General features: G+C 52.8%; 21 protein-coding genes. 16 read left to right on the plus strand and 5 right to left on the minus strand.

All coding sequences use genetic code 11. From position 1 onward, the window contains the following. The 14 genes from ACVL1J_RS11455 to bioB form a co-directional block, all read left to right on the plus strand. The coding region (locus tag ACVL1J_RS11455; RefSeq protein WP_491665344.1) for a DUF2515 family protein at positions 1-821 on the plus strand (821 nt) is incomplete at its 5' end. Further along, a complete protein-coding gene (locus ACVL1J_RS11460; protein WP_341237609.1) occupies positions 818-1,444 on the plus strand; it encodes a hypothetical protein in 627 nt (208 codons plus the stop codon). The genes ACVL1J_RS11455 and ACVL1J_RS11460, both read left to right, overlap by 4 nt. A gap of 7 nt (positions 1,445-1,451) precedes the next feature. Next, entirely contained in the window at positions 1,452-2,078 is a 627-nt protein-coding gene (locus ACVL1J_RS11465; protein WP_341237608.1) for a hypothetical protein, read from the plus strand. A gap of 216 nt (positions 2,079-2,294) precedes the next feature. Next, a complete protein-coding gene (gene nadD / locus ACVL1J_RS11470; RefSeq protein WP_341237607.1) occupies positions 2,295-2,945 on the plus strand; it encodes a nicotinate-nucleotide adenylyltransferase in 651 nt (216 codons plus the stop codon). Between the two features lie 42 nt (positions 2,946-2,987). Further along, positions 2,988-3,410, plus strand: coding sequence for a ribosome silencing factor (gene rsfS / locus ACVL1J_RS11475; protein ID WP_341237606.1), 423 nt, complete (start codon positions 2,988-2,990; stop codon positions 3,408-3,410). 15 nt (positions 3,411-3,425) lie between these two features. Continuing rightward, positions 3,426-3,896 carry a 23S rRNA (pseudouridine(1915)-N(3))-methyltransferase RlmH gene (gene rlmH / locus ACVL1J_RS11480; protein ID WP_341237605.1) on the plus strand — a complete coding sequence of 157 codons (471 nt, stop codon included), beginning with the start codon at positions 3,426-3,428 and terminating at the stop codon, positions 3,894-3,896. Between the two features lie 9 nt (positions 3,897-3,905). Next, a complete protein-coding gene (locus ACVL1J_RS11485; protein ID WP_341237604.1) occupies positions 3,906-4,577 on the plus strand; it encodes a Maf family protein in 672 nt (223 codons plus the stop codon). A gap of 20 nt (positions 4,578-4,597) precedes the next feature. Continuing rightward, complete coding sequence (gene rng / locus ACVL1J_RS11490) at positions 4,598-6,073, plus strand: ribonuclease G (RefSeq protein WP_341237611.1); 1,476 nt, start codon at positions 4,598-4,600, stop codon at positions 6,071-6,073. Between the two features lie 6 nt (positions 6,074-6,079). Beyond that, the gene (locus tag ACVL1J_RS11495) at positions 6,080-7,258 is read left to right on the plus strand and encodes an aminotransferase class I/II-fold pyridoxal phosphate-dependent enzyme (RefSeq protein ID WP_341237603.1); all 1,179 of its coding nucleotides are present in this window, start codon (positions 6,080-6,082) and stop codon (positions 7,256-7,258) included. Further along, positions 7,255-7,998 (plus strand): hypothetical protein, encoded by a 744-nt coding sequence (locus ACVL1J_RS11500; RefSeq protein WP_341237602.1) that lies wholly within the window; start codon positions 7,255-7,257, stop codon positions 7,996-7,998. The genes ACVL1J_RS11495 and ACVL1J_RS11500 overlap by 4 nt, the downstream gene beginning before the upstream one ends. Before the next feature lie 17 nt (positions 7,999-8,015). Then, positions 8,016-8,816: a methyltransferase domain-containing protein gene (locus ACVL1J_RS11505; protein WP_008249677.1), complete on the plus strand. Its 801-nt coding sequence runs from the start codon at positions 8,016-8,018 to the stop codon at positions 8,814-8,816. Further along, entirely contained in the window at positions 8,813-9,430 is a 618-nt protein-coding gene (gene bioD, locus ACVL1J_RS11510; protein ID WP_008249676.1) for a dethiobiotin synthase, read from the plus strand. Before ACVL1J_RS11505 ends, bioD begins: the two co-directional genes overlap by 4 nt. A 6-nt stretch (positions 9,431-9,436) precedes the next feature. Further along, positions 9,437-10,783: an adenosylmethionine--8-amino-7-oxononanoate transaminase gene (gene bioA / locus ACVL1J_RS11515; protein WP_008249674.1), complete on the plus strand. Its 1,347-nt coding sequence runs from the start codon at positions 9,437-9,439 to the stop codon at positions 10,781-10,783. Positions 10,784-10,792: 9 nt separating this feature from the next. Beyond that, positions 10,793-11,788, plus strand: coding sequence for a biotin synthase BioB (gene bioB / locus ACVL1J_RS11520; RefSeq protein ID WP_040512726.1), 996 nt, complete (start codon positions 10,793-10,795; stop codon positions 11,786-11,788). Between the two features lie 33 nt (positions 11,789-11,821). On the opposite strand, the gene ACVL1J_RS11525 is transcribed toward bioB, so the two are convergent. Then, positions 11,822-11,995: a hypothetical protein gene (locus tag ACVL1J_RS11525; RefSeq protein WP_008249670.1), complete on the minus strand. Its 174-nt coding sequence runs from the start codon at positions 11,993-11,995 to the stop codon at positions 11,822-11,824. Here ACVL1J_RS11525 and ACVL1J_RS11530 point away from each other — a divergent pair. Next, complete coding sequence (locus tag ACVL1J_RS11530; protein ID WP_008249669.1) at positions 11,983-12,384, plus strand: hypothetical protein; 402 nt, start codon at positions 11,983-11,985, stop codon at positions 12,382-12,384. The two genes, ACVL1J_RS11525 and ACVL1J_RS11530, sit on opposite strands and share 13 nt — an antisense overlap. A 193-nt stretch (positions 12,385-12,577) precedes the next feature. Here ACVL1J_RS11530 and ACVL1J_RS11535 read toward each other — a convergent pair whose 3' ends face one another. From ACVL1J_RS11535 to ACVL1J_RS11545, 3 genes are all read right to left on the minus strand, one after another. After that, entirely contained in the window at positions 12,578-13,708 is a 1,131-nt protein-coding gene (locus ACVL1J_RS11535; protein ID WP_341237601.1) for a porin, read from the minus strand. Between the two features lie 292 nt (positions 13,709-14,000). Next, positions 14,001-14,810: a hypothetical protein gene (locus tag ACVL1J_RS11540; protein ID WP_008249663.1), complete on the minus strand. Its 810-nt coding sequence runs from the start codon at positions 14,808-14,810 to the stop codon at positions 14,001-14,003. Beyond that, positions 14,810-15,943, minus strand: coding sequence for a glycosyltransferase family 4 protein (locus tag ACVL1J_RS11545; RefSeq protein ID WP_341237600.1), 1,134 nt, complete (start codon positions 15,941-15,943; stop codon positions 14,810-14,812). Before ACVL1J_RS11545 ends, ACVL1J_RS11540 begins: the two co-directional genes overlap by 1 nt. Before the next feature lie 163 nt (positions 15,944-16,106). On the opposite strand from ACVL1J_RS11545, the gene rfaQ reads away from it, so the two are divergent. After that, positions 16,107-17,150 carry a putative lipopolysaccharide heptosyltransferase III gene (rfaQ, locus tag ACVL1J_RS11550; protein WP_341237610.1) on the plus strand — a complete coding sequence of 348 codons (1,044 nt, stop codon included), beginning with the start codon at positions 16,107-16,109 and terminating at the stop codon, positions 17,148-17,150. Here rfaQ and msbA read toward each other — a convergent pair. Continuing rightward, a complete protein-coding gene (gene msbA / locus ACVL1J_RS11555; protein ID WP_341237599.1) occupies positions 17,123-18,889 on the minus strand; it encodes a lipid A export permease/ATP-binding protein MsbA in 1,767 nt (588 codons plus the stop codon). The genes rfaQ and msbA overlap by 28 nt on opposite strands. Positions 18,890-18,946 lie beyond the last annotated feature (57 nt).

Below are 18,946 nucleotides of genomic sequence, written 5' to 3' on the forward strand. Positions count from 1 at the left end.
GACTCATGATTTCTCCTTTTCTGGCCAATATTGTTGGCCCAAAAAGCAGAGCTGTCATCTTTTATCCACCTGTCCGAATTTCCGAGGCCTGCTCTAACCGCACCCAGCGCGAACTGGAGAACATTGAACGAAAGCCTTGGGTACCACCGGGCGCGAAAATTGGATCTGCCGGTGTACGCGGTGGCATGGAAGGCGCAGAAGTGTCGATGCAATATGTGTTTGACACGCTGGCCTTGGGCAACACCGCCTTGTTTCTAGACATTTACCCGCTGCACATGTTTTACAAAAAGCGGGGAATTGTTGAGATGAAGAAATGCATAAAAGCGAGGCAGAAAATTGATCAAAATCCGAAGTTTCCGATTCTTTGGCCAATTCCGGAGAAAGTGAAATTTGGTGTGGATCATCCAGAAATTATTCCTGCATTCGAAGCCATTGAAGCAGGGGATAACTTCAGAAGTATAGATTTATTGGCTCGTCATGAGCAAAAGAATATTCTTCAACCTGCCATTTACGAAGACTTCTTGATGCGCGGGTTGTTGCAAAGTAACCAGGCGGCCAGTTCACTGGCCTATGTCACCAAAATTTCAACAGGGCTTGAACAACCTGTTCAACTAACACTGGCAAACCAGTGTGCCCCTTTGCAAGATGGCCGCAGCATTGAATTCAGCACCAGTGCCTTTGCAAATCTGGCCAATCTGGATGAACGCATGCCCTTCGTGTTGCGCGCAGCAAAGCAATTCCACAATCTGTTAAAAAGCGGAAACCGGCACTTGATTGAACAAAGTATTGGCGAAATTTCAAATGGAAGTGCTATTCGATGAAAGTGTACAGCAAGCTGATTCAGTGGATCAGACACCACAAAATTCTCGCTGTATTGTCGGCAACACTACTCGTTGTTGGCGCTGGCAAAGCAGCCGAACTGCTAACGCCAGCCAAGGAAATCGCCCTGATTATTGGTGAGCCTTGGAAGGACATGCAGGCCAGGTCAAGCGCGAAAATCGCTGACAATATACCCAATGAAATTTGGTACCGAGTACCTGAAGAACTGGCCTATTTAAGATTCGCAGATCCCAAATTCGGATTCACAACACCACCGGCCAAGTTTTTTACTGTCTCGTTTGACGACGATGCCTCAATTCGTTCTGTCCGAATGTCCCCTCAAGTTGAACCACTGCCACTTCAGGAAGCCTTGGACATTGTTTTGGATCTGCAAAACCAGTGGGGGAAGTCTGGGTGGGAGGTGATGTATCCCGATGAAAACCCACCTTATGAAAACTCTGCTTCGCTGATTGAGAAAATGACGCGTTGTGCCCCTGACTCCACCTATTGGGAAGTTAAAGGCAAATATCAAATCATGCTCATCATGTCTTGCTATAAAGATGAAAGATATCCCGATGAACAGCGTTTTTTGATTAGTTTGTCCATGGGTAAACCATGGCATTAAGCAATTGATGACATATAACAGCAAACTGTTTCGGCGGATTCGAGACAACAAAATTCTGGCCGTATTAGCAACAACACTGCTTGTGATCGGCGCTTGCAAAGCAGCCGAACTGCTTACCCCCGCCAAGGAAATCGCCTTGATTATTGGTGAGCCTTGGAAAGACATGCAGGCCAGATCAACTGCTGAGATTGGTCCTATTTATGAGGGCCGTCATTGGTATCGCCAACCCAAACAGTTGTCTTACATGCGTTTTGCAGACCCTAGCCATGGATTCAAAACTCCCGCAGCAAAATTTTTTACTGTCGGATTCGATGACAAAGGCAATATTGACGGTGTACGAATGTCCCCCCAAGTCGAACCACTTCCACTTCAAGAAGCCTTGGACATTGTTTTGGATCTGCAAAACCAGTGGAGAAAATCGGGCTGGGATCTGGATGAACCCCAGGAGTTTCCTGCTTACGACAACACTCCGGTTTGGCATGAAGCGCTAAAAAAATGCGCGGCCCTAAGCACCCACTGGAACGCAGGGAAGTTGTATCAACTTATGGTGGTGATTACCTGCTATGAAGACAACCGATATCCAGACAACAAAGGGTACTTGGTCACCATTTCTATGGGTAAATACCGAGAGTGAACATCGGCAACAATTTGCTCGCTTATATCTTTGGTGAAATATCAACTGGAAGTGCCATTCGATGACAGCGCACAAAAATCTGTTTCAGTGAATCAAACACCATAAAACTCTCGCGATATTGGCAACAACACGCCTTGAAATATGCAGTTAAGTGTGTACAGGCAATGCACGTAGTCAGTTAGACTTCTAACAGTCCTCACTTACAACCCCAATCCCATGCCCACACGGCAAATCTGCATCATCGGCGGCACCTTCAACCCCATCCACATGGGGCATTTGCAAATGGCGCGCTCGGCCCAAGCCCAGTGCATGGCCGATGAAGTGTGGTTCATGCCTACAGGTCAGCCTTGGCAGAAGCCCAATGCAGACATTGCGCCTGCTGACACTCGCAAAAAACTGGTTGAACTGGCCATTGAAGGCGTACATTCCTGGCGGGTAGAGCCATTCGAAATTGAACACCAAGGCCCCACCTACACGGCCGACACACTGGAAAAGTTGACCGACCTGCACCCCAACCACAAGTTTTTCTTTGTCATTGGTGCCGACCAACTGGACAACCTGACCAGCTGGAAACACTGGCAAAGCCTGTTTGATTACGCCCGCATCGGCGTGGTTGAACGCAGCCAGTGGGGCGAATTCAAGGTACCCGAGGCTTTAAAACGACACTTGCTGCAAGACCGCCTGTTCCGAATCCCAATGCCCAGCGTGAATGTCAGTTCAACCCAAATTCGCAGGCAGTTCGAGCTGTTGGCCTCGCCCAACACAGAAATGGCCGAGACCGCCCGATTCAAGCTGGAAGCCAACCTGCCCGCCGCTGTGTTCAAGTACCTGCTCAAGCACCCAGTTTATGGTCGCGCCCAGCCCTGAAAGTTGTTAGAATTCAGGCAATTAACAAACCTTTGGAATTGCATGGAATTGCGTAAACTGCAGCGCGTCGTGATTGACGCCCTCGAAGACATCAAAGCACAAGACATCGCCGTTTTCGACACGACCCACCTTACCGGTGTTTTTGACCGGGTCATCATTGCCTCAGCCTCTTCAAACCGCCAAACACGCGCTTTGGCCAACAACGTTCGCGAGAAAACCAAGGAAAACGGTGGCGAAGTGCTCAGTACCGAAGGTGAAGACACCGGCGAATGGGTACTGGTCGACCTGGGCGATGTGGTGGTGCATTTGATGCAACCCGCCATCCGCGAATACTACAATCTGGAAGAAATTTGGGGTGGCAAGCCCGTGCGCGTGAAGTTGAACCCGCACAGCCTGAGCAAACCAATGCCCGGCGTGGATTATTTCCCGCAGCAGGCCGAGGCCTATTCAAGCCAGTACAACTAAGATTTTCGCTTCGCTTTGAAAATCCACGTCATCGCCCTGTCTCACAAAATCGAGCCATGGGCGCAACAAGCGGTTGATCAGTTCCAGAAACGTTTCCCGAACGACTGGAAACTGACCATCAAAGAACTAAAACCTGAAGACCGTTCTGCGGGCAAGCCTGTGGACCAAATTCTCGCCAAGGAAGCCGAGCGCATTCGTGCGGCCATACCCGGCGGCGCCCGTGTGCTTGCGCTGGATGAAAGGGGCGAGCGCCACACCAGCAAGGCCCTTGCTGAGCAGCTTCAAAAATGGCACAACAGCAGTGAAATCCTGTGCCTGCTGATTGGCAGCGCCGATGGCCTGGACGAAACCCTGAAAAAACAATGCCAAGGCATGTGGCGGCTTTCCGACCTTACCCTGCCCCATGCACTGGCCCGTGTTTTATTGGTGGAAGCTTTGTACCGCGCATTTTCCATTACCATTGGACACCCTTACCACCGGGAATAAATTTGCACCATGAACACACCGGTTCGCCCAAAACACAGCAGTTTGCCCACCACAGTATGGCTTGCCTCACGCAGCCCACGCCGCCTGGAATTGCTGCAAACCCTGGGTTTGGATGTGAACGTATTTCTGGCCCAAAACAGCCCGGAAGCAGAAGCGCTGGAGGCACCATTCGAGCATGAAGACCCACTGCGGTATGTGCAACGCGTTACACAACTGAAACTGAATGCAGCCCTTGAAGCGATGCGTGCTCAACAATTAAGTGGACTGGTTCTGGCAGCCGACACCACCGTGGCGCTGAACAACACCATTCTGGGCAAACCGCAAAATGCAGCAGAAGCGTTTCAAATGCTGCAAAGTCTTTCCAACACCACCCACGAAGTTCACACCGCCGTGGCGGGTGCGTGGTTAAACACACATGGCACCGCCACAGCCGCGGCAAACACAGCGCAAACATCACATGTTGAGTTTGCAATACTTCCTGAAACCTTCATCCACGCCTACATTGCAAGCGGCGAACCTTTCGACAAAGCGGGTGCTTACGGCATTCAAGGGATCGCAGGGCAATACGTTCGTCACATTTCGGGCAGTCATTCTGGCATTATGGGTTTACCACTGTTTGAAACGAGCGAATTGATACGCCACATCCAAACAGCGGCCCAGGCCGCAACAAGAATCGATTAATACCCAAGAAGCAAAAGATGATCAACGAACAAATACTGGTGAACGTGACACCGCAGGAAACGCGCGTGGCCATAGTTCAGCATGGTGCTGTGCAAGAACTTCACATTGAGCGCACGTCCACCCGCGGCATTGTGGGCAATGTGTACCTGGGCAAGGTGGTGCGTGTGCTACCCGGCATGCAATCGGCGTTTGTGGACATTGGGCTGGAACGCGCCGCGTTTTTGCACGTGGCCGACCTGTGGGAACACCGCACCTACAACCACCACCAATCCAAACAAAACGGCAACCCGCCACCCGCCATAGAAAAAATGGTGTTTGAAGGGCAAACCATCATTGTGCAGGTCAGCAAAGACCCACTAGGTACCAAAGGCGCACGGTTGACCACGCAAATCAGCCTGGCAGGCCGCATGCTGGTGCACCTACCACAAGACCCACACATTGGCGTTTCGCAGCGCATTGAAAACGAAGGCGAGCGAGAGGAATTGCGCGCCAAATTAACCCGCTTGCTGCCCGAAAATACCGGCGGCTTCATCATTCGGACCCACGCAGAAGAAGCCACCGATGAAGAGCTGACTGCCGATGTGAATTACCTGCGCACACGCTGGCGTGAAATGCTGGAGTTGACCCGCACCAAGCCAGCGCCCAGCCTGATCTATGAAGACCTGACCATGGCCCAACGCGTGGTGCGCGACCTGGTCAGCGTGGACACGCAGGCAATTTTGGTTGATTCGAAAGAAACGCTGAAAAACCTGCTGACCTTCGCTGAAACCTACGCACAGGAAACCAAAGACCGCCTGCAACTACACCAGGGCGAACGGCCACTGTTTGAGATGTACAACATTGAAGACGAGTTGCAAAAGGCCCTTGGGCGACGGGTGGAATTGAAATCGGGCGGCTATGTAATCATTGATCAAACCGAAGCGCTCACCACCATCGACGTGAACACTGGCGGCTTTATTGGCGCACGCAATTTTGAAGAAACTGTTTTTAAAACCAATCTGGAAGCTGCACATGCCATTGCACGCCAACTGCGTCTGCGCAATTTGGGTGGCATTATCGTGATCGACTTCATCGACATGAGCACCGACGAACACAAAAAGGCGGTGCTGAACGAATTGCAAAAAGCGCTGGGCCGCGACCGAGCCCGCACCAGCGTGACTGATTTTTCTGCACTGGGCCTGGTGGAAATGACCCGCAAACGCACCCGCGAAAGCCTGGCGCATTTGCTGTGTGAGCCCTGCCCCAGCTGCCAAGGCAAGGGGCAAGTTAAAACTGCACAAACTGTGGCTTACGAAATTATGCGGGAAATTGTGCGGGAAAGCCGCCAGTTCAACCCCAAGGAATTTCGCATTCTTGCCAGCCCTGCCGTGATCGACCTGTTTCTGGAAGAAGAGGCGCAACACCTGGGCATGCTGGAAGAATTTGTGGGCAAGCCGATTACCTTGCAAGTTGATAATCTGTTTGTGCAGGAACACTACGACATTATTTTGACCTGAACGCCGATGAACCTGAGCCAAGCCAGCCAACAACGCCTTGAACTTCTGGCCCAAGACAGCGGCAAGCGCGTGTTGCTGCCCTGCCCCATGGACCGACGTGCACTCGACTTTTCCAGCAACGATTATTTGTGCCTGGCCCAGCGTGGCGACCTTGTAGAGGCTGGCCATGAATGTGCAAAGAAATACGGCGCAGGTGCAACAGGCTCGCGTTTGCTGTCAGGCAACCTGGAATGTTTTGAAGCACTGGAAGCTCAAGTGGCGCAATTCAAAAACGCCGAAGCAGCACTGGTGCTATCAAGCGGCTACCAAACCAATGCCAGCGGGCTTGCCGCCTTGCTGGACAAAAGCCTGTGGGGCGGCGTTGAACCCCTTGTTTTTACTGACCGCTTGAACCACGCCAGCCTGCACCACGCTTGCCAATTGGCAGGTGTGAAGCAAGTCCGGTTTCGTCACAACGACATGGCACACCTGGCTGAATTGCTGAACAAGCATGCCGACTCCACCCAACCCCGAATCATCGTGTCAGAAACCGTATTTGGCATGGAAGGCGATTTGCTGCCCGTAGAACAACTGGCTGAAATTGCCCTGCAACACAATGCGGTGGTTTATCTGGACGAAGCGCACGCCACTGGCGTGTGGGGGCCACAGGGCCGCGGCCTGGGCGCACTGGCCCACCCGGCCATTGATGCATTGAAAACCATGGGGCACTGGGTGATCATGGGCACCTTCAGCAAAGCAGTGGGGGTAAGCGGTGCCTACATCGCATGCAGCGAAACATTCAAGCAATATCTGGTCAATCGCTGCACGGGCTTTGTGTATTCCACCGCGCCCTCGCCTTTCGTGATTGGTGCGGTCAGCAAAGCCTTGGAAATCATTCCAAACCTGAACAAAGAACGGTGCGCGCTGCACACCGCCGCCGAAACACTGCGCAGCCGCGCACATGAACAGGGGTTCGACACGGGGTTATCGAACACCCACATTGTGCCCCTGGTGGTGGGCAGCAACACCGCATGCCTCGAACTCAAAGCCCATTTGCAGCAAGCGGGCATTCGATGCTCGGCAGTGCGCCCGCCCACGGTACCGCCCAATGCTGCGCGAGTTCGACTTGCACTCAACACAGGCCACCAGCAAGCCGTGTATGAGCAACTGCTGCACGCGCTCACCCACTGGAAGGTGAGCGCATGAAGCAGCCCGAAATTACACAAGTGCTGTTCATGGCCCACGGCTGGGGCTACAACCACCGTTTTTTCAACGCCTTGCTCAATGCCCTGCCAGCAAATACACGCAACACCACCTTGTTTGTCTGCCTGGAAGCAGGCTATTTTCCCGAGCAAGCCCGGCAAGGTCTGATGATTTACACACAGGGGATCAACAACCAGAGCCCTTGGGTGCACTACCCCGCTGAAGTGCTACACAGCCTAGTACTGGCCCACGCCGAAGTACCCTGGCTGGGCCTCGGGCATTCGCTCGGGTTTTCGAAACTGCTTGATTTTTCAGTGCGCTGGCACAGCCTGTTCAGCTTGCACGGATTTACGCACTTCACCAACAACCGGGTGCTTGCCCGCATGATCCACAAGGCCGAACAGAATATGGCCGAGGTATTGGCAGACTTTCACAAACGCTGCGGGCACGATGCGCACTGGGCCACTTTGAACGAACAAACCTTGTTGGCCGACCTGCGCAGCATGCAAACGTTAAACGCTACACAGGCCTTGCAACAGGCCCTTTCCCATGGTGCAGAATTGCACGCCTGGGCCGGCAACAGGGATGAAATAGTGCCACTCGCGCTGGCACAGCAATGCTTCGATCCCACACTGAAACAGCAAAACCGTGGGCTGTACACACTGGCTTCCGAGCACGCAGGCATTGCCACCGCCCCTGCGCGGTATACTGACATCTTGTTGCCCCTTCTTAGCCAGCATTAATTTCAAGCTACATTGAAATGTCTGAAAACGCATTGCCGCGAAAACCGAATTCAGCCCGGGCTGCCTCAAGCCGCTTTTCCGATGCTGCCCGCGATTACGATCACCATGCTCGCGTGCAGAAACACTCAGCCCAACATCTGGGTCAGTGGCTGGATCAAATGCTGCCGGTCAATTTCAACCCAAAGGCTTGCGTCGATGTGGGCAGTGGCACCGGTTTTTTAACCGAGCATTTGTTGAACAAATTTCCGCAAAGCGCCGTGCATGCCGTTGATTTGGCGCAAGGCATGCTCACCGAGCTGAAGCGCAAGTACCCCACTGAGCGCCTGCACACCCACCTACTCAATGGCGAGGAGCTGGCCGTAGAACACCTGTGGATTCCAAACCATTCACTGCTGGTGTCAGGCATGTGCGCGCAATGGTTCAGCAACATTGAAGAGGCCATTCGACGCTGGCTCTCGGTGTCCAATACCATCGCATTCAGTGTGTTGCTGGATGGCTCATTTCAAGCCTGGGAGGTAGCGCACGAGGACACGGGGCAAACCAGTGGCTTGCGGCCCTTGCCCAGCCACGATGATTTGCAAAACATCCTGAACGCACTGGTTGCAGAGGGCATTGCCGCCAGCACTGCACACCACACCAAAAACTTTCTGGACCATCATCCTGATGGGCTTTCCTTTGCACGCAGCCTGCGTGCCATTGGTGCAGACCAACCCCGCGTAAACCACACGCCAGTGAACCTTCGCAAGGTAATATCCGCCTTGGGCGAAGCCTGCACCATGAACTACCACATTGGTTTTTACTATCTGGAACGGCCGTGAAACATTTGTTTGTGACTGGCACCGACACCGGCATCGGTAAAACAATCGCTAGCGCCTGGTTGTGCAAACACTGGCAAGCCGATTACTGGAAACCCGTTCAAAGCGGGCTTGACGGTGGCAGCGACAGCGAGTGGATTGCTCGCTTGAGCGGCTGCACAGTGCACCCGGAAACGTATCGCCTCACCCAGCCCTTGTCGCCCCACCAGGCGGCAGACATTGATGGCATAAAGATTCAGCTCAGTGACTTTGTGTTGCCCAAAGCAGAGCGACTGATTATCGAAGGCGCCGGCGGGTGCATGGTACCCTTGAACTGGCGCGACACCATGCTCGACCTGATGAAACACCTGAACAGCTGCGCCCTGCTGGTGGCCCGCAGCGGGCTTGGCACAATTAACCACACCTGCCTTTCACTGCAGGCCTTGAAAGCTGCTGGCGTGCCTGTGTTGGGCGTGGTGATGGTGGGTGAAACACACCCAGCCAACCGCGAAGCCATTGAACATTTCGGCGAAGTACCGGTGTTGGCTGAATTGCCGGTTTTCAATGAATTGAGCCCGCAGGCACTGGCTGAATTTTGCATGCCAGAGCGGCTTATTCGCGCGCTAGGCAGTTTGTAAGCCCCTATGAAACAACTTACCCACACCGAATTGCTTGAACTGGATTCGCAATACTGCTGGCACCCGTTTACGCAAATGCAAACCGCTGCGCCACCCTTGGCAGTGGTACGTGGTGAAAGCGAATTTCTGTTTGACGCACAAGGTCACAAATACTTTGACGCTGTTTCAAGCTGGTGGGTGAACATTCATGGCCACAGCAACCCGGCGATTGCCAAGGCTATTGCCCGGCAAGCGCTAGAGCTGGAGCATGTCATGTTCGCCGGTGTAACCCACCCCCCCGCCGTGCAACTGGCTGAACGCCTGGTAAAGAGTGCCCCAGCCCCCATGGCCAAAGTGTTTTATTCCGACAATGGTTCGACTGCCATTGAAGTGGCCCTGAAAATGGCCTTTCAATATTGGCAAAACAAAGGCGTGACCACCAAAAAACGGATCATTGCGCTGGAAGGCGGTTATCACGGCGACACCTTCGGTGCCATGGCCACCGGCAAGTCCAGCGGTTTTTACGACCCATTCGCTCCTTGGCTATTTCAAGTTGATTTCATACCCATCGGTGTTTGCGCCTGCACGGAAGAAGAGACCCTGGCTGCACTCGACCAGTTATTGGCCAACAATGCCGGAGACATTGCAGCCCTGGTGTTGGAGCCCTTGATTCAAGGTGCCAGCGGTATGCGATTCATGCGCCCAGCCCACGTGGCTGAATTGTGCAAACGCTGCGAAGCGGCCGGTGTGCTGGTCATTTTCGATGAAGTGTTTACCGCATTCGGCCGAACCGGCACCCTGTTTGCCGCCGAGCAGGTGGCTCAGTTCGGCGGGCAAGCCGATATTATTTGCATTTCAAAAGGGCTTACAGGGGGCTTCATGCCCATGGCGGCTACCCTCACCAGCCAGGCTGTGTACGATGCATTTTTAAGCGACAAGGTGGGCAACGCCTTGCTGCACGGCCATTCCTACACCGCCAACCCACTGGGTTGCGCTGCGGCCCTGGCCAGCCTTGCCTTGTTCGATGAAGAAAAAACCTGGGCAAATATTCAGCGCATTGAAGCCACACATCAACGTTGGTTACCCACCTTGGCTTGCCACCCCCTGATTGAAAACCCGCGCGTGTGCGGCACCGTGGCGGCCTTTGAGCTAAAATCCAGTCACAGTCAGTATGGTTCAAGCGCGAGTCAATGGATACGCCAAACGTTTCTCGAATTGGGCATTGTGGTGCGCCCCTTGGGCAACACCGTGTATTGGGTGCCACCTTATTGCACCACACCCGAAACACTCGAGAACGCCTACCAAACACTGATGCAAGTATTAAAACGCTGGGGCAGCCTGATTGCACCTGGCCCCGGAAGCGAATTGTTCTGAAGGATGCACATGGAAAGCCAAATTACCTGGGTTGAAAACAAGAAAACAGCCCCACCCACCGTGGATACTCAGCGTTGGAGCGTAGAGGCCATTGAAGCCTTGTTCGCCCTGCCTTTCAATGACCTTATTTTCAAGGCGCAACAGGTACACCGTGAGCATTTCGATGCCAACACCGTGCAACTTTCCACCCTGCTTTCCATTAAAACCGGCGGCTGCCCTGAAGACTGCGGTTACTGTCCCCAATCGGCCAAGTACAACACTGGTGTTGAAGCTGAAAAGCTGATGCCCATTGAGGAAGTGCTGAAAGCCGCCCAAGCCGCCAAAGACAAAGGCGCCACACGTTTTTGCATGGGTGCTGCATGGCGCAGCCCCAAAGACCACCAGGTTGATGCGGTGGGCGAAATGGTGACCGCTGTGAAAGCCATGGGGCTGGAAACCTGCGTTACCCTGGGCATGCTGAAAGAACACCAAGCCAAGCAATTGCAAGAGGCTGGCCTTGATTACTACAACCACAATCTGGACACCTCGCCCGATTTTTATGGCGACATTATCAGCACCCGCACTTACCAAGACCGCTTGGACACGCTAGACCGCGTTCGTGATGCAGGCATCAAGGTGTGTTGCGGTGGCATTGTGGGTTTGGGTGAAACGGTAACCCAGCGCGCAGGTTTGATCGCTCAACTGGCCAACATGGCCGAGCCACCAGAAAGCGTACCCATCAACAACCTGGTGAAAGTTGAAGGCACACCATTGGCCGACAACGCCGAAATTGATCCGCTTGATTTTGTACGCACCATTGCTGTGGCCCGCATCACCATGCCCACCAGTTTTGTGCGTTTGTCAGCCGGCCGGGAAAGCATGAATGAGAGCACCCAAGCGCTTTGTTTCCTGGCGGGTGCCAATTCAATTTTCTACGGCGAAAAACTGTTGGTAACAGACAACCCGGAATTGGAACGCGACACCAAGTTATTTGAAAAACTGGGCTTAAAGCGACTTGAGAATTAAGCACCGAAACTTATTGTTTTTATTCAAGAATCATCAAATAGCAGGTTTAAATATCTGATTCAAATCAATGGTTTGGCGGGGTGAAGGCAACCCTTCTCCCGCTTTATCCACATCAAAATTACGCGCATAATTAAAGCCTTGCATGCGAAACAGCGCAAATTGCTTGAATTGCTGCTGTTGAAGGGAATAAGAACATGAAAAAAACATTGATTTGCGCCTGCTTAGTGCTAACACCTTTGCTGGCACCCGCCTTGGTCAGTGCCCAAGCTGGCGGCGTGACATTGAATATCGATGGGCAAAACCCGTTAAGCAAATGGGGCCGCTGGACCAGTTCTGAGAACGGTGGCTTGGGCTATGGGTTCAGACTGAACCAGGACCGCAACAAAGCCCCCATGGGCGCCCAATGGGGTACTGGAGACTGGGTATTCAAGCTAAGCCGTGAAGAAGGCAACAAATACCCCGATTTGTTTTTTGGCTTGAAAGTATCCGAAACCCAACTTCAAACCACCTCACTGGGTTGCATGAGCAACAGTGGCAGCGCTACACGGTACAGCAGCACCTTGTGCGGCGTACAACTGGACATGAATTTGCAGTAATTGGTTCTTCGATTGAATAGAGCCGAGTTGAGTTAAAAAAGCACCTGAATAAACCAGGTGCTTTTTTTTCGCCCGATTTTTCGGCTTTATGTGCGAATGGATGAGGGTGTTGCGCTGGCTGAAATAGAAAAAGCCACCCGAAGGTGGCTTTTTCAAACTTTGCATTCAAACCAAGCCTAAGCCTGGCGTTGAATTAGAAGTTGTGGCGCAGACCAATTGTGAAGTTGTCACGCTCTGTCTTGTTACCAGCTGTACCAACAGTTGATGCTTCAACTTCGCTTTCTACGCGGTTGAAACCAACGTATGTACGTGTACGCTTGCTGAAATCGTAGTAGTAAGCGATTTGAGCTTGTGTATTTTCACGTGCTTCTGTGTTCAGGTCGTAACGCTCGGAGGAGCCGTACATACCGAACAGGCCAGAGTTGGCAGTCAAAGGCATAGTTGCAGACAATGCATACTCGATACCGCTGTCTTCGCCGTTAGCAGCGTTTTGAGCTTCGTAAGAGTTCTGAGCCACCAAACCAGCAACGGTGAAGGCACCGAAGTTGTACGATGCAACACCCTGAATTGTGCGCTCGATGTCGCCGTTACCCAATGGGTTGTTCAGTTCTTGCTGATCAAAGTTAGCGAAACCACCACCAACAGTCAAAGCACCAACCTTGTAGGTTGCTGTGATTTCAGTTGCGCGGAAATCGTTTTCTTTAACCAGTGTTGCTGTGTTGTTAGACTGGTCGTTGTCGCCTTGCATGGAGTGACGGGCGCTGATTTGTACGCCGCCGAAGTTACCAGCGTAGCCGAAGGAGTTACCTACGCGCTGTTGACGCTGAATAGCCCATGTGTTTGATACGATTGCACCACCACCACCAACAGTTGTCAAAGGACCACCGTTGTTAGACACAGAACCAATCAAAGAAGCTTGGTTGTACAGAGGAGCTTGAGAATCGTTACCACCGTCTTGTGAACCGATTACAAACAAACCGTATGAACCCTTCAAACCCAAGTAAGCGTGACGTGTAGACATAGGACCAGCTTCGCCGGCAGCGCCAGACTCAACTGCATCAGTGGTCACACCGAATTCGTAGGCAAAAATTGCGCTCAGGCCACCGCCCAAGTCTTCAACACCGCGCACGCCCAAACGTGAGGAAGCGTCTTCTACTACGAAGCTGCCGCCGGCTTGGTTAGTTACGCCGCCTGTGCGTGTTTCGCCAGACTGGTGATCCAGAGTCTGGTGGATACGACCGTACAAAGTTACGTTTGATGAATCAGCAAATACTGGAGCGGCAAATGCCAGGCCCAGAGCAGCAGCTACTAGCTTCTTGTTCATATTTCACCCTTATTAGTGTTGGTTGAATCTTTGCCGCCATTTCTAGCGGCACGAGAGACAATGTACACGGGGACCCTTGGGCCGACCAACCAAATCGTGGTGTGAGAATGGGGAAATTGGTGTTTTTGTCGCTGACGTGCAACAGGAGAAATTGATCAAACCCATAGTTTTATGACATCAACAATTCACCAAAATCGCCTTGAGAACCGCAAAAAGCCTTGCGAATGAAAAACTTAGAATTTCAGAACCAGGTAAAGCCGACCCCAAAGCGGGTGGCTTCTAAAGCCAAGCCTTAACTGTGACTTTTAACCAACAAGAGGCGGTCTGAACGGCCCATTTCGGCGCAAATTAGGGTGATCACTTCTGAAGAAGTAATCACTCGGTCCGCGTACGCAATCAAGCCCATGGCTTGCGGCAAAGCCAGTTGTAGCCAAGCTGGCTGACTGGTGTTTAATTGCCTGGCCAATAAGCGATTCTCCCCAATCACTGCAGCCACTGTTAAGTGCACATTACTATCTAGCTTGGCCAGGCTGCTGTGTAAGGCTTGCCATTGCATATCCAAACCGGGTGCATTTTCTTCTGCGTACAGCAAGGCCACAGCCTTAGGCAGGCCGGGTGAAGTTTTGCGGTAAAGCTGGGTTGCATAAGCCAAGGCTTGGGGCCCAGCCTGCAACGAAGGCCGTTCAGCTTGCAGAAAATCCGATAACTCTTGCTGTATAAAATCTCCGCTGATACCCAACATTTTTTGCACGTGCTGAAACTGCGTGGCCGCTTGCAGGTTCAATTCAGGCAAGGGTACCGAAGCAGAAATCCCAATACACAGATCAAGCTTCAAGCCGCGCAGCTTTTTAAACTGGGCGCGTTTTTCGAGGTAATAAGAAAGGCGAGTTTGCGCAGGGCGGCGCGGCTCTAGGGTGCGCAAAGGAATGTACACGGGCACCCGCTCATCCATTTCAAACAAAAACAAGCTGCTGCGGGGGCCGAACAAAACCCAATCTGCACCGGGGTGCTCCACTTGCAATTGCCCCAAGGCGGCGCGTGCTGCCAAGGCATTGTGCAGCCCTTGGCCAAACCACACAACGATTCGCTGAACCGAAGGCATCAGGATCGACCCAGCCTTGGTGTTTGAATGGTGCCCACCAAACCATCGATATTGCTTTGTTTGCCAAACTGGGCCAGCACCGTTTGCCGCCCCAGCGCGGCCATGTCACGGGCTTTGTGGGGTTCGGCAAGCACAGCACCCAGTGCTTGAACCCAGGCATCCAGCGCACCGGGCGCATGGGGTGCCGGGCATACATAGCCCGTTACACCACTTTTTACTGTTTCAGGCAGGCCACCCACATTGCTGACCACCACAGGCACACCCAAACCCAAAGCTTCAATTTGGCTCATGCCCAAGGGCTCATAACTGGAAGGCATCACCAATACATCGGCACGTTTAATCAGCGGTGCCACTGGGTTCAACATGCCGGGCAGCACCACATGCTTACCCAAGCCCAAACGCTGTGCCTCAGTTTCTATGGCTTGGCGGGTTTCACCCTCGCCGGCTGCCACATACAACAGGTTCGGAAACTGAGGGAGCAAAGCTTTCACCACCTGCAACATGAAGCTGTGCCCTTTCTCTACTCGAAACATGGCTGCATGGGCAATCACAGGGCGCTGCTGCAAATCACTCAAGCGCGCATCGAGTTCAGGGGGCAAACCTAGCGCCGCAGCGGCGGCGATACTTTCAAAATCAATGCCGGGGTAAAGAACACCGATCTTCTCGGGCAATACCCCACTGTTTTGCAACAGTTGGTCTTTCAGGGCCTGGCTGGGCGTGAAAGTTTGGTCAAACATTTGGTTGTAAGTGAATGCTTTGGCCGGGCCAGGCTGGTAGGTGCGCATGCGGATTAAAGTGGGCCGGGGCTTGAGCAAGCCAATTTTTGCCAAGGCGTGTACGGTGATGGAACACAAATTGGCATCGTGGCTGCTGTGGCACACCACCGCTACGGGTTTGTGTTGCCGAACCAAATTGGCCAGCCTTAAAACACTGGGAGGGTGGATGGCGTTGCGAAATGCCACAAATTCAACATTCAAACCCAGCTTGTAGGCCTCCTGAGAAATGCGGCTGCCTGGTCGGCACAATATATAAGGCGTGTAGCCTTTGGCTTTCAGGCCCACCGCCTGCTCGAGCAATTGCAGTTCTTGACCACCGATATTTTTGGAACTTTCAGAGAAGAAAATGCTGGTCATTTGAATTGGAAAACAAAATTGGTTGGAATCACGGTCTATATTCGCTCTGTGTTTGCTCAACGTTCGCGCTGGTTCATTTGTCAGTTTAATGCGCCACCGCACACGCATGGGCGTGAATTCACTCTAATCAATACCGGGTTGAAATACTTTGCAGAAAATTTTGGTGATTAAATTAAGGCACCACGGCGATGTGCTGTTAACCACGGCCTTGTACCACGCCTTGCACGACCAATTCCCGGGCGTACAGGTTGATACGCTGATTTACAAAGAAACCACGCCCCTGTTGCAAAACAATCCACACTTAAACCGGGTGCTGTGCATTGACCGGAAGCTGAAAGGTTTTGCAAGGTTGAAGGCCGAACTTGGCCTGATTTTTCAAGTGAGGCGCACCAGTTACGATGCAGTGGTGCATTTAACCGATCAATGGATTGGTGCGTTGATTGCGCGCTTTTCAAATGCACCAGTGCGCGTGCAAATGGCCTATGCAAAACGCGACAAGGCCCTGTGGCATGCTTGTTTCACGCACCGCGTGGTACCTCCACCCCGCGGGCAAGCACACGCCGTGGAGCTGAACCTGCTGTGCCTGCAAGCCTTGGGCATTAACCCCCGCAGCCTGCGCGGTGAAATGGTGTTGCGCCCGAGCCCCGAGAATCTGGACAAAGCCGACAAACTGCTGGCCCAACACAAGGTGAATGGACCATTTGTGTTGATTCACCCTGCTGCTCGCTGGCCCTTCAAATGCTGGGAAGACGACAAGTTTGCTGACGTGGTTGTGCATTTGCTAAACCAAGGTTTACACGTGGTGCTGACATGCAGCCCAGACCCCGTGGAAGTGGCCATGACCGCCGAGATTGAGCGGCTGGCACGCACCAAGCGTTCGCCGGGCTCAAACCAACTGGTGAATGTGGGTGGCCAAATGAGCCTGCCTTTGCTTGCGGCTTTGTTGAAATTGAGCAAGTTTTATGTGGGCGTAGATTCGGCCCCCATGCACATGGCAGCGGCATTGAATGTACCGCAAGTGGCGCTGTTTGGCCCCTCGTGGGTACAAGAATGGCGGCCTTGGTCAGACAAAGCCACAGTCATTTATGCTGGCGATTTTGGGCCACTCCCCCACCCCGACAGCATCAATACCGATTACACCACGCGTTTGCTGGCGGCCATTCCCACTGAGGTTGTAATTCAGTCAGTGGATAAACTTGTGGACTGATTTTGAATGGAATGCAGGTAGTGGTATTTGCCCTGCCTTGCCAGCAACTCCTGATGGGTACCCTGCTCTATCAACTTGCCTTGATCCAGCACAATAATGAAATCGGCCGTGGTCAGCGTGGACAATCGATGAGCAATCACCAAAGTGGTTCGACCGTGGCGCAGACGTTCCATGTCTTCTTGCACTTCACGCTCTGCTTCGGAATCGAGTGCAGACGTGGCTTCATCGAGGATAAGAATGGGCGCATTTTTCAGGAACGCCCGTGCGATTGAAATCCGCTGGCGCTGGCCGCCAGACAATCTCAGTCCGTTGTCGCCCAGCACCGTATCCAGACCATTTTCAAGTTTTTCAATAAAAGGCAGGGCATTGGCCATGCGGGCGGCATTCAAAATGGCTTCATCGCTGGCACCGCGCATTTCGCCATAAGCGATGTTGTTGCGCACGGTGTCGTTCAACAAATGGCTTTCCTGGGTTACCACTGCAATTTGGCGGCGAAGGCACTGCAAATCCCATTGTTTTAAATCGACACTGTCCAGCTTCACCACGCCGCTTGTGGGGTCCAGAAAACGGGGCAGCAGGTTAATCAGTGTGGACTTGCCACCGCCCGACACACCCACAATGCCCACGGTTTGGCCAGGCTTTACCCACAAATTAATGTCAATCAGCGTGGGTGCCTCTGCGCCGGGAAAGGTCAGCCCCACTTTGTTGAATTCAATGTAACCGAGGGCCCGATCGGTGGTGTGGGTACCGCTGGAGTTTTCAATGGAACGGTCGACAACCCGGAATACATTGTCTGCCGCAGCCAGGCCTTTCTGAAGTTGCTGGTTAATATTGGTGAGGCGCTTGACCGGGGCCAGCAACATCATCATGGCAGTCATGAACGAGGCGAAATCACCCGCGGTCATGCTATTGCTTTCAGCCAAAATACCGGCGAAATACACCACGGCTGCAACGGCTGCGGCGAGTATCCACTGAACAATTGCGGAGTTGGCAGCGCTGGTGGCCACCAATTTTACCCGCGACTTCATGATCTCATCGGCACTTTTCATGAAGCGCTCGGTTTCAACCTTTTGGGCACCGTAAATCTTGATGATTTTTTGAGCGCCGATCACCTCTGAAATGCTTTGCACCAAATCGGCATGGGAAGTTTGAGCGCTGTGCGCGAAGCGGTTCAAGCGCTTGGCAGCCACCGACACACCGATTGCAATCAACGGCAAGATACCAAAACAAATCAAGGTGAGTTGCCAGTTGGTGTAAAGCAATATCGCCATGAGGCCGATGACAATGGCACCGTCGCGAATCAGCACGGTGATGATGTTGAAGCCCGCCTCGGTCACAGCGTCCACGTTGGTCGATACCGTAGAAATGATTTTTCCGGCGGGTTGCTCGACAAAATAGGAGTTCGGGAAACGCAAAATGCGGGAGAGCATGTCAAAGCGCAAGTCGTGAACCACAAGGCCTGCCAGCTTGGCACTGCAGTATTCATTGATGTAGGTCGCCAAGCCGCGAACCAGAAACAACACGATGATAATGACCGGCAACCACTTGGCCATTTCGGTTCGCTGACCCGAGAAATTCTCGTCAATCAGCGGCTTCATGAGGCTGGCGAACAAGGGCTCAGTGACAGCGGCGAACACCAGGGCAATTAAAGATGTCGCGAAAAGCGGCCAGTAACGAAGGCTGTAGGAAAGCAGGCGTTTGTACAGACCTTTGGCGGTGTAATCGGTGATTTCGGGCATGCAACGTGAACGTGGATTGGATGGTCGAAGTTTACACGGTTGTGGGTGGCAAGCGGG

Source organism: Limnobacter sp. G6BE5S (assembly GCF_058448965.1).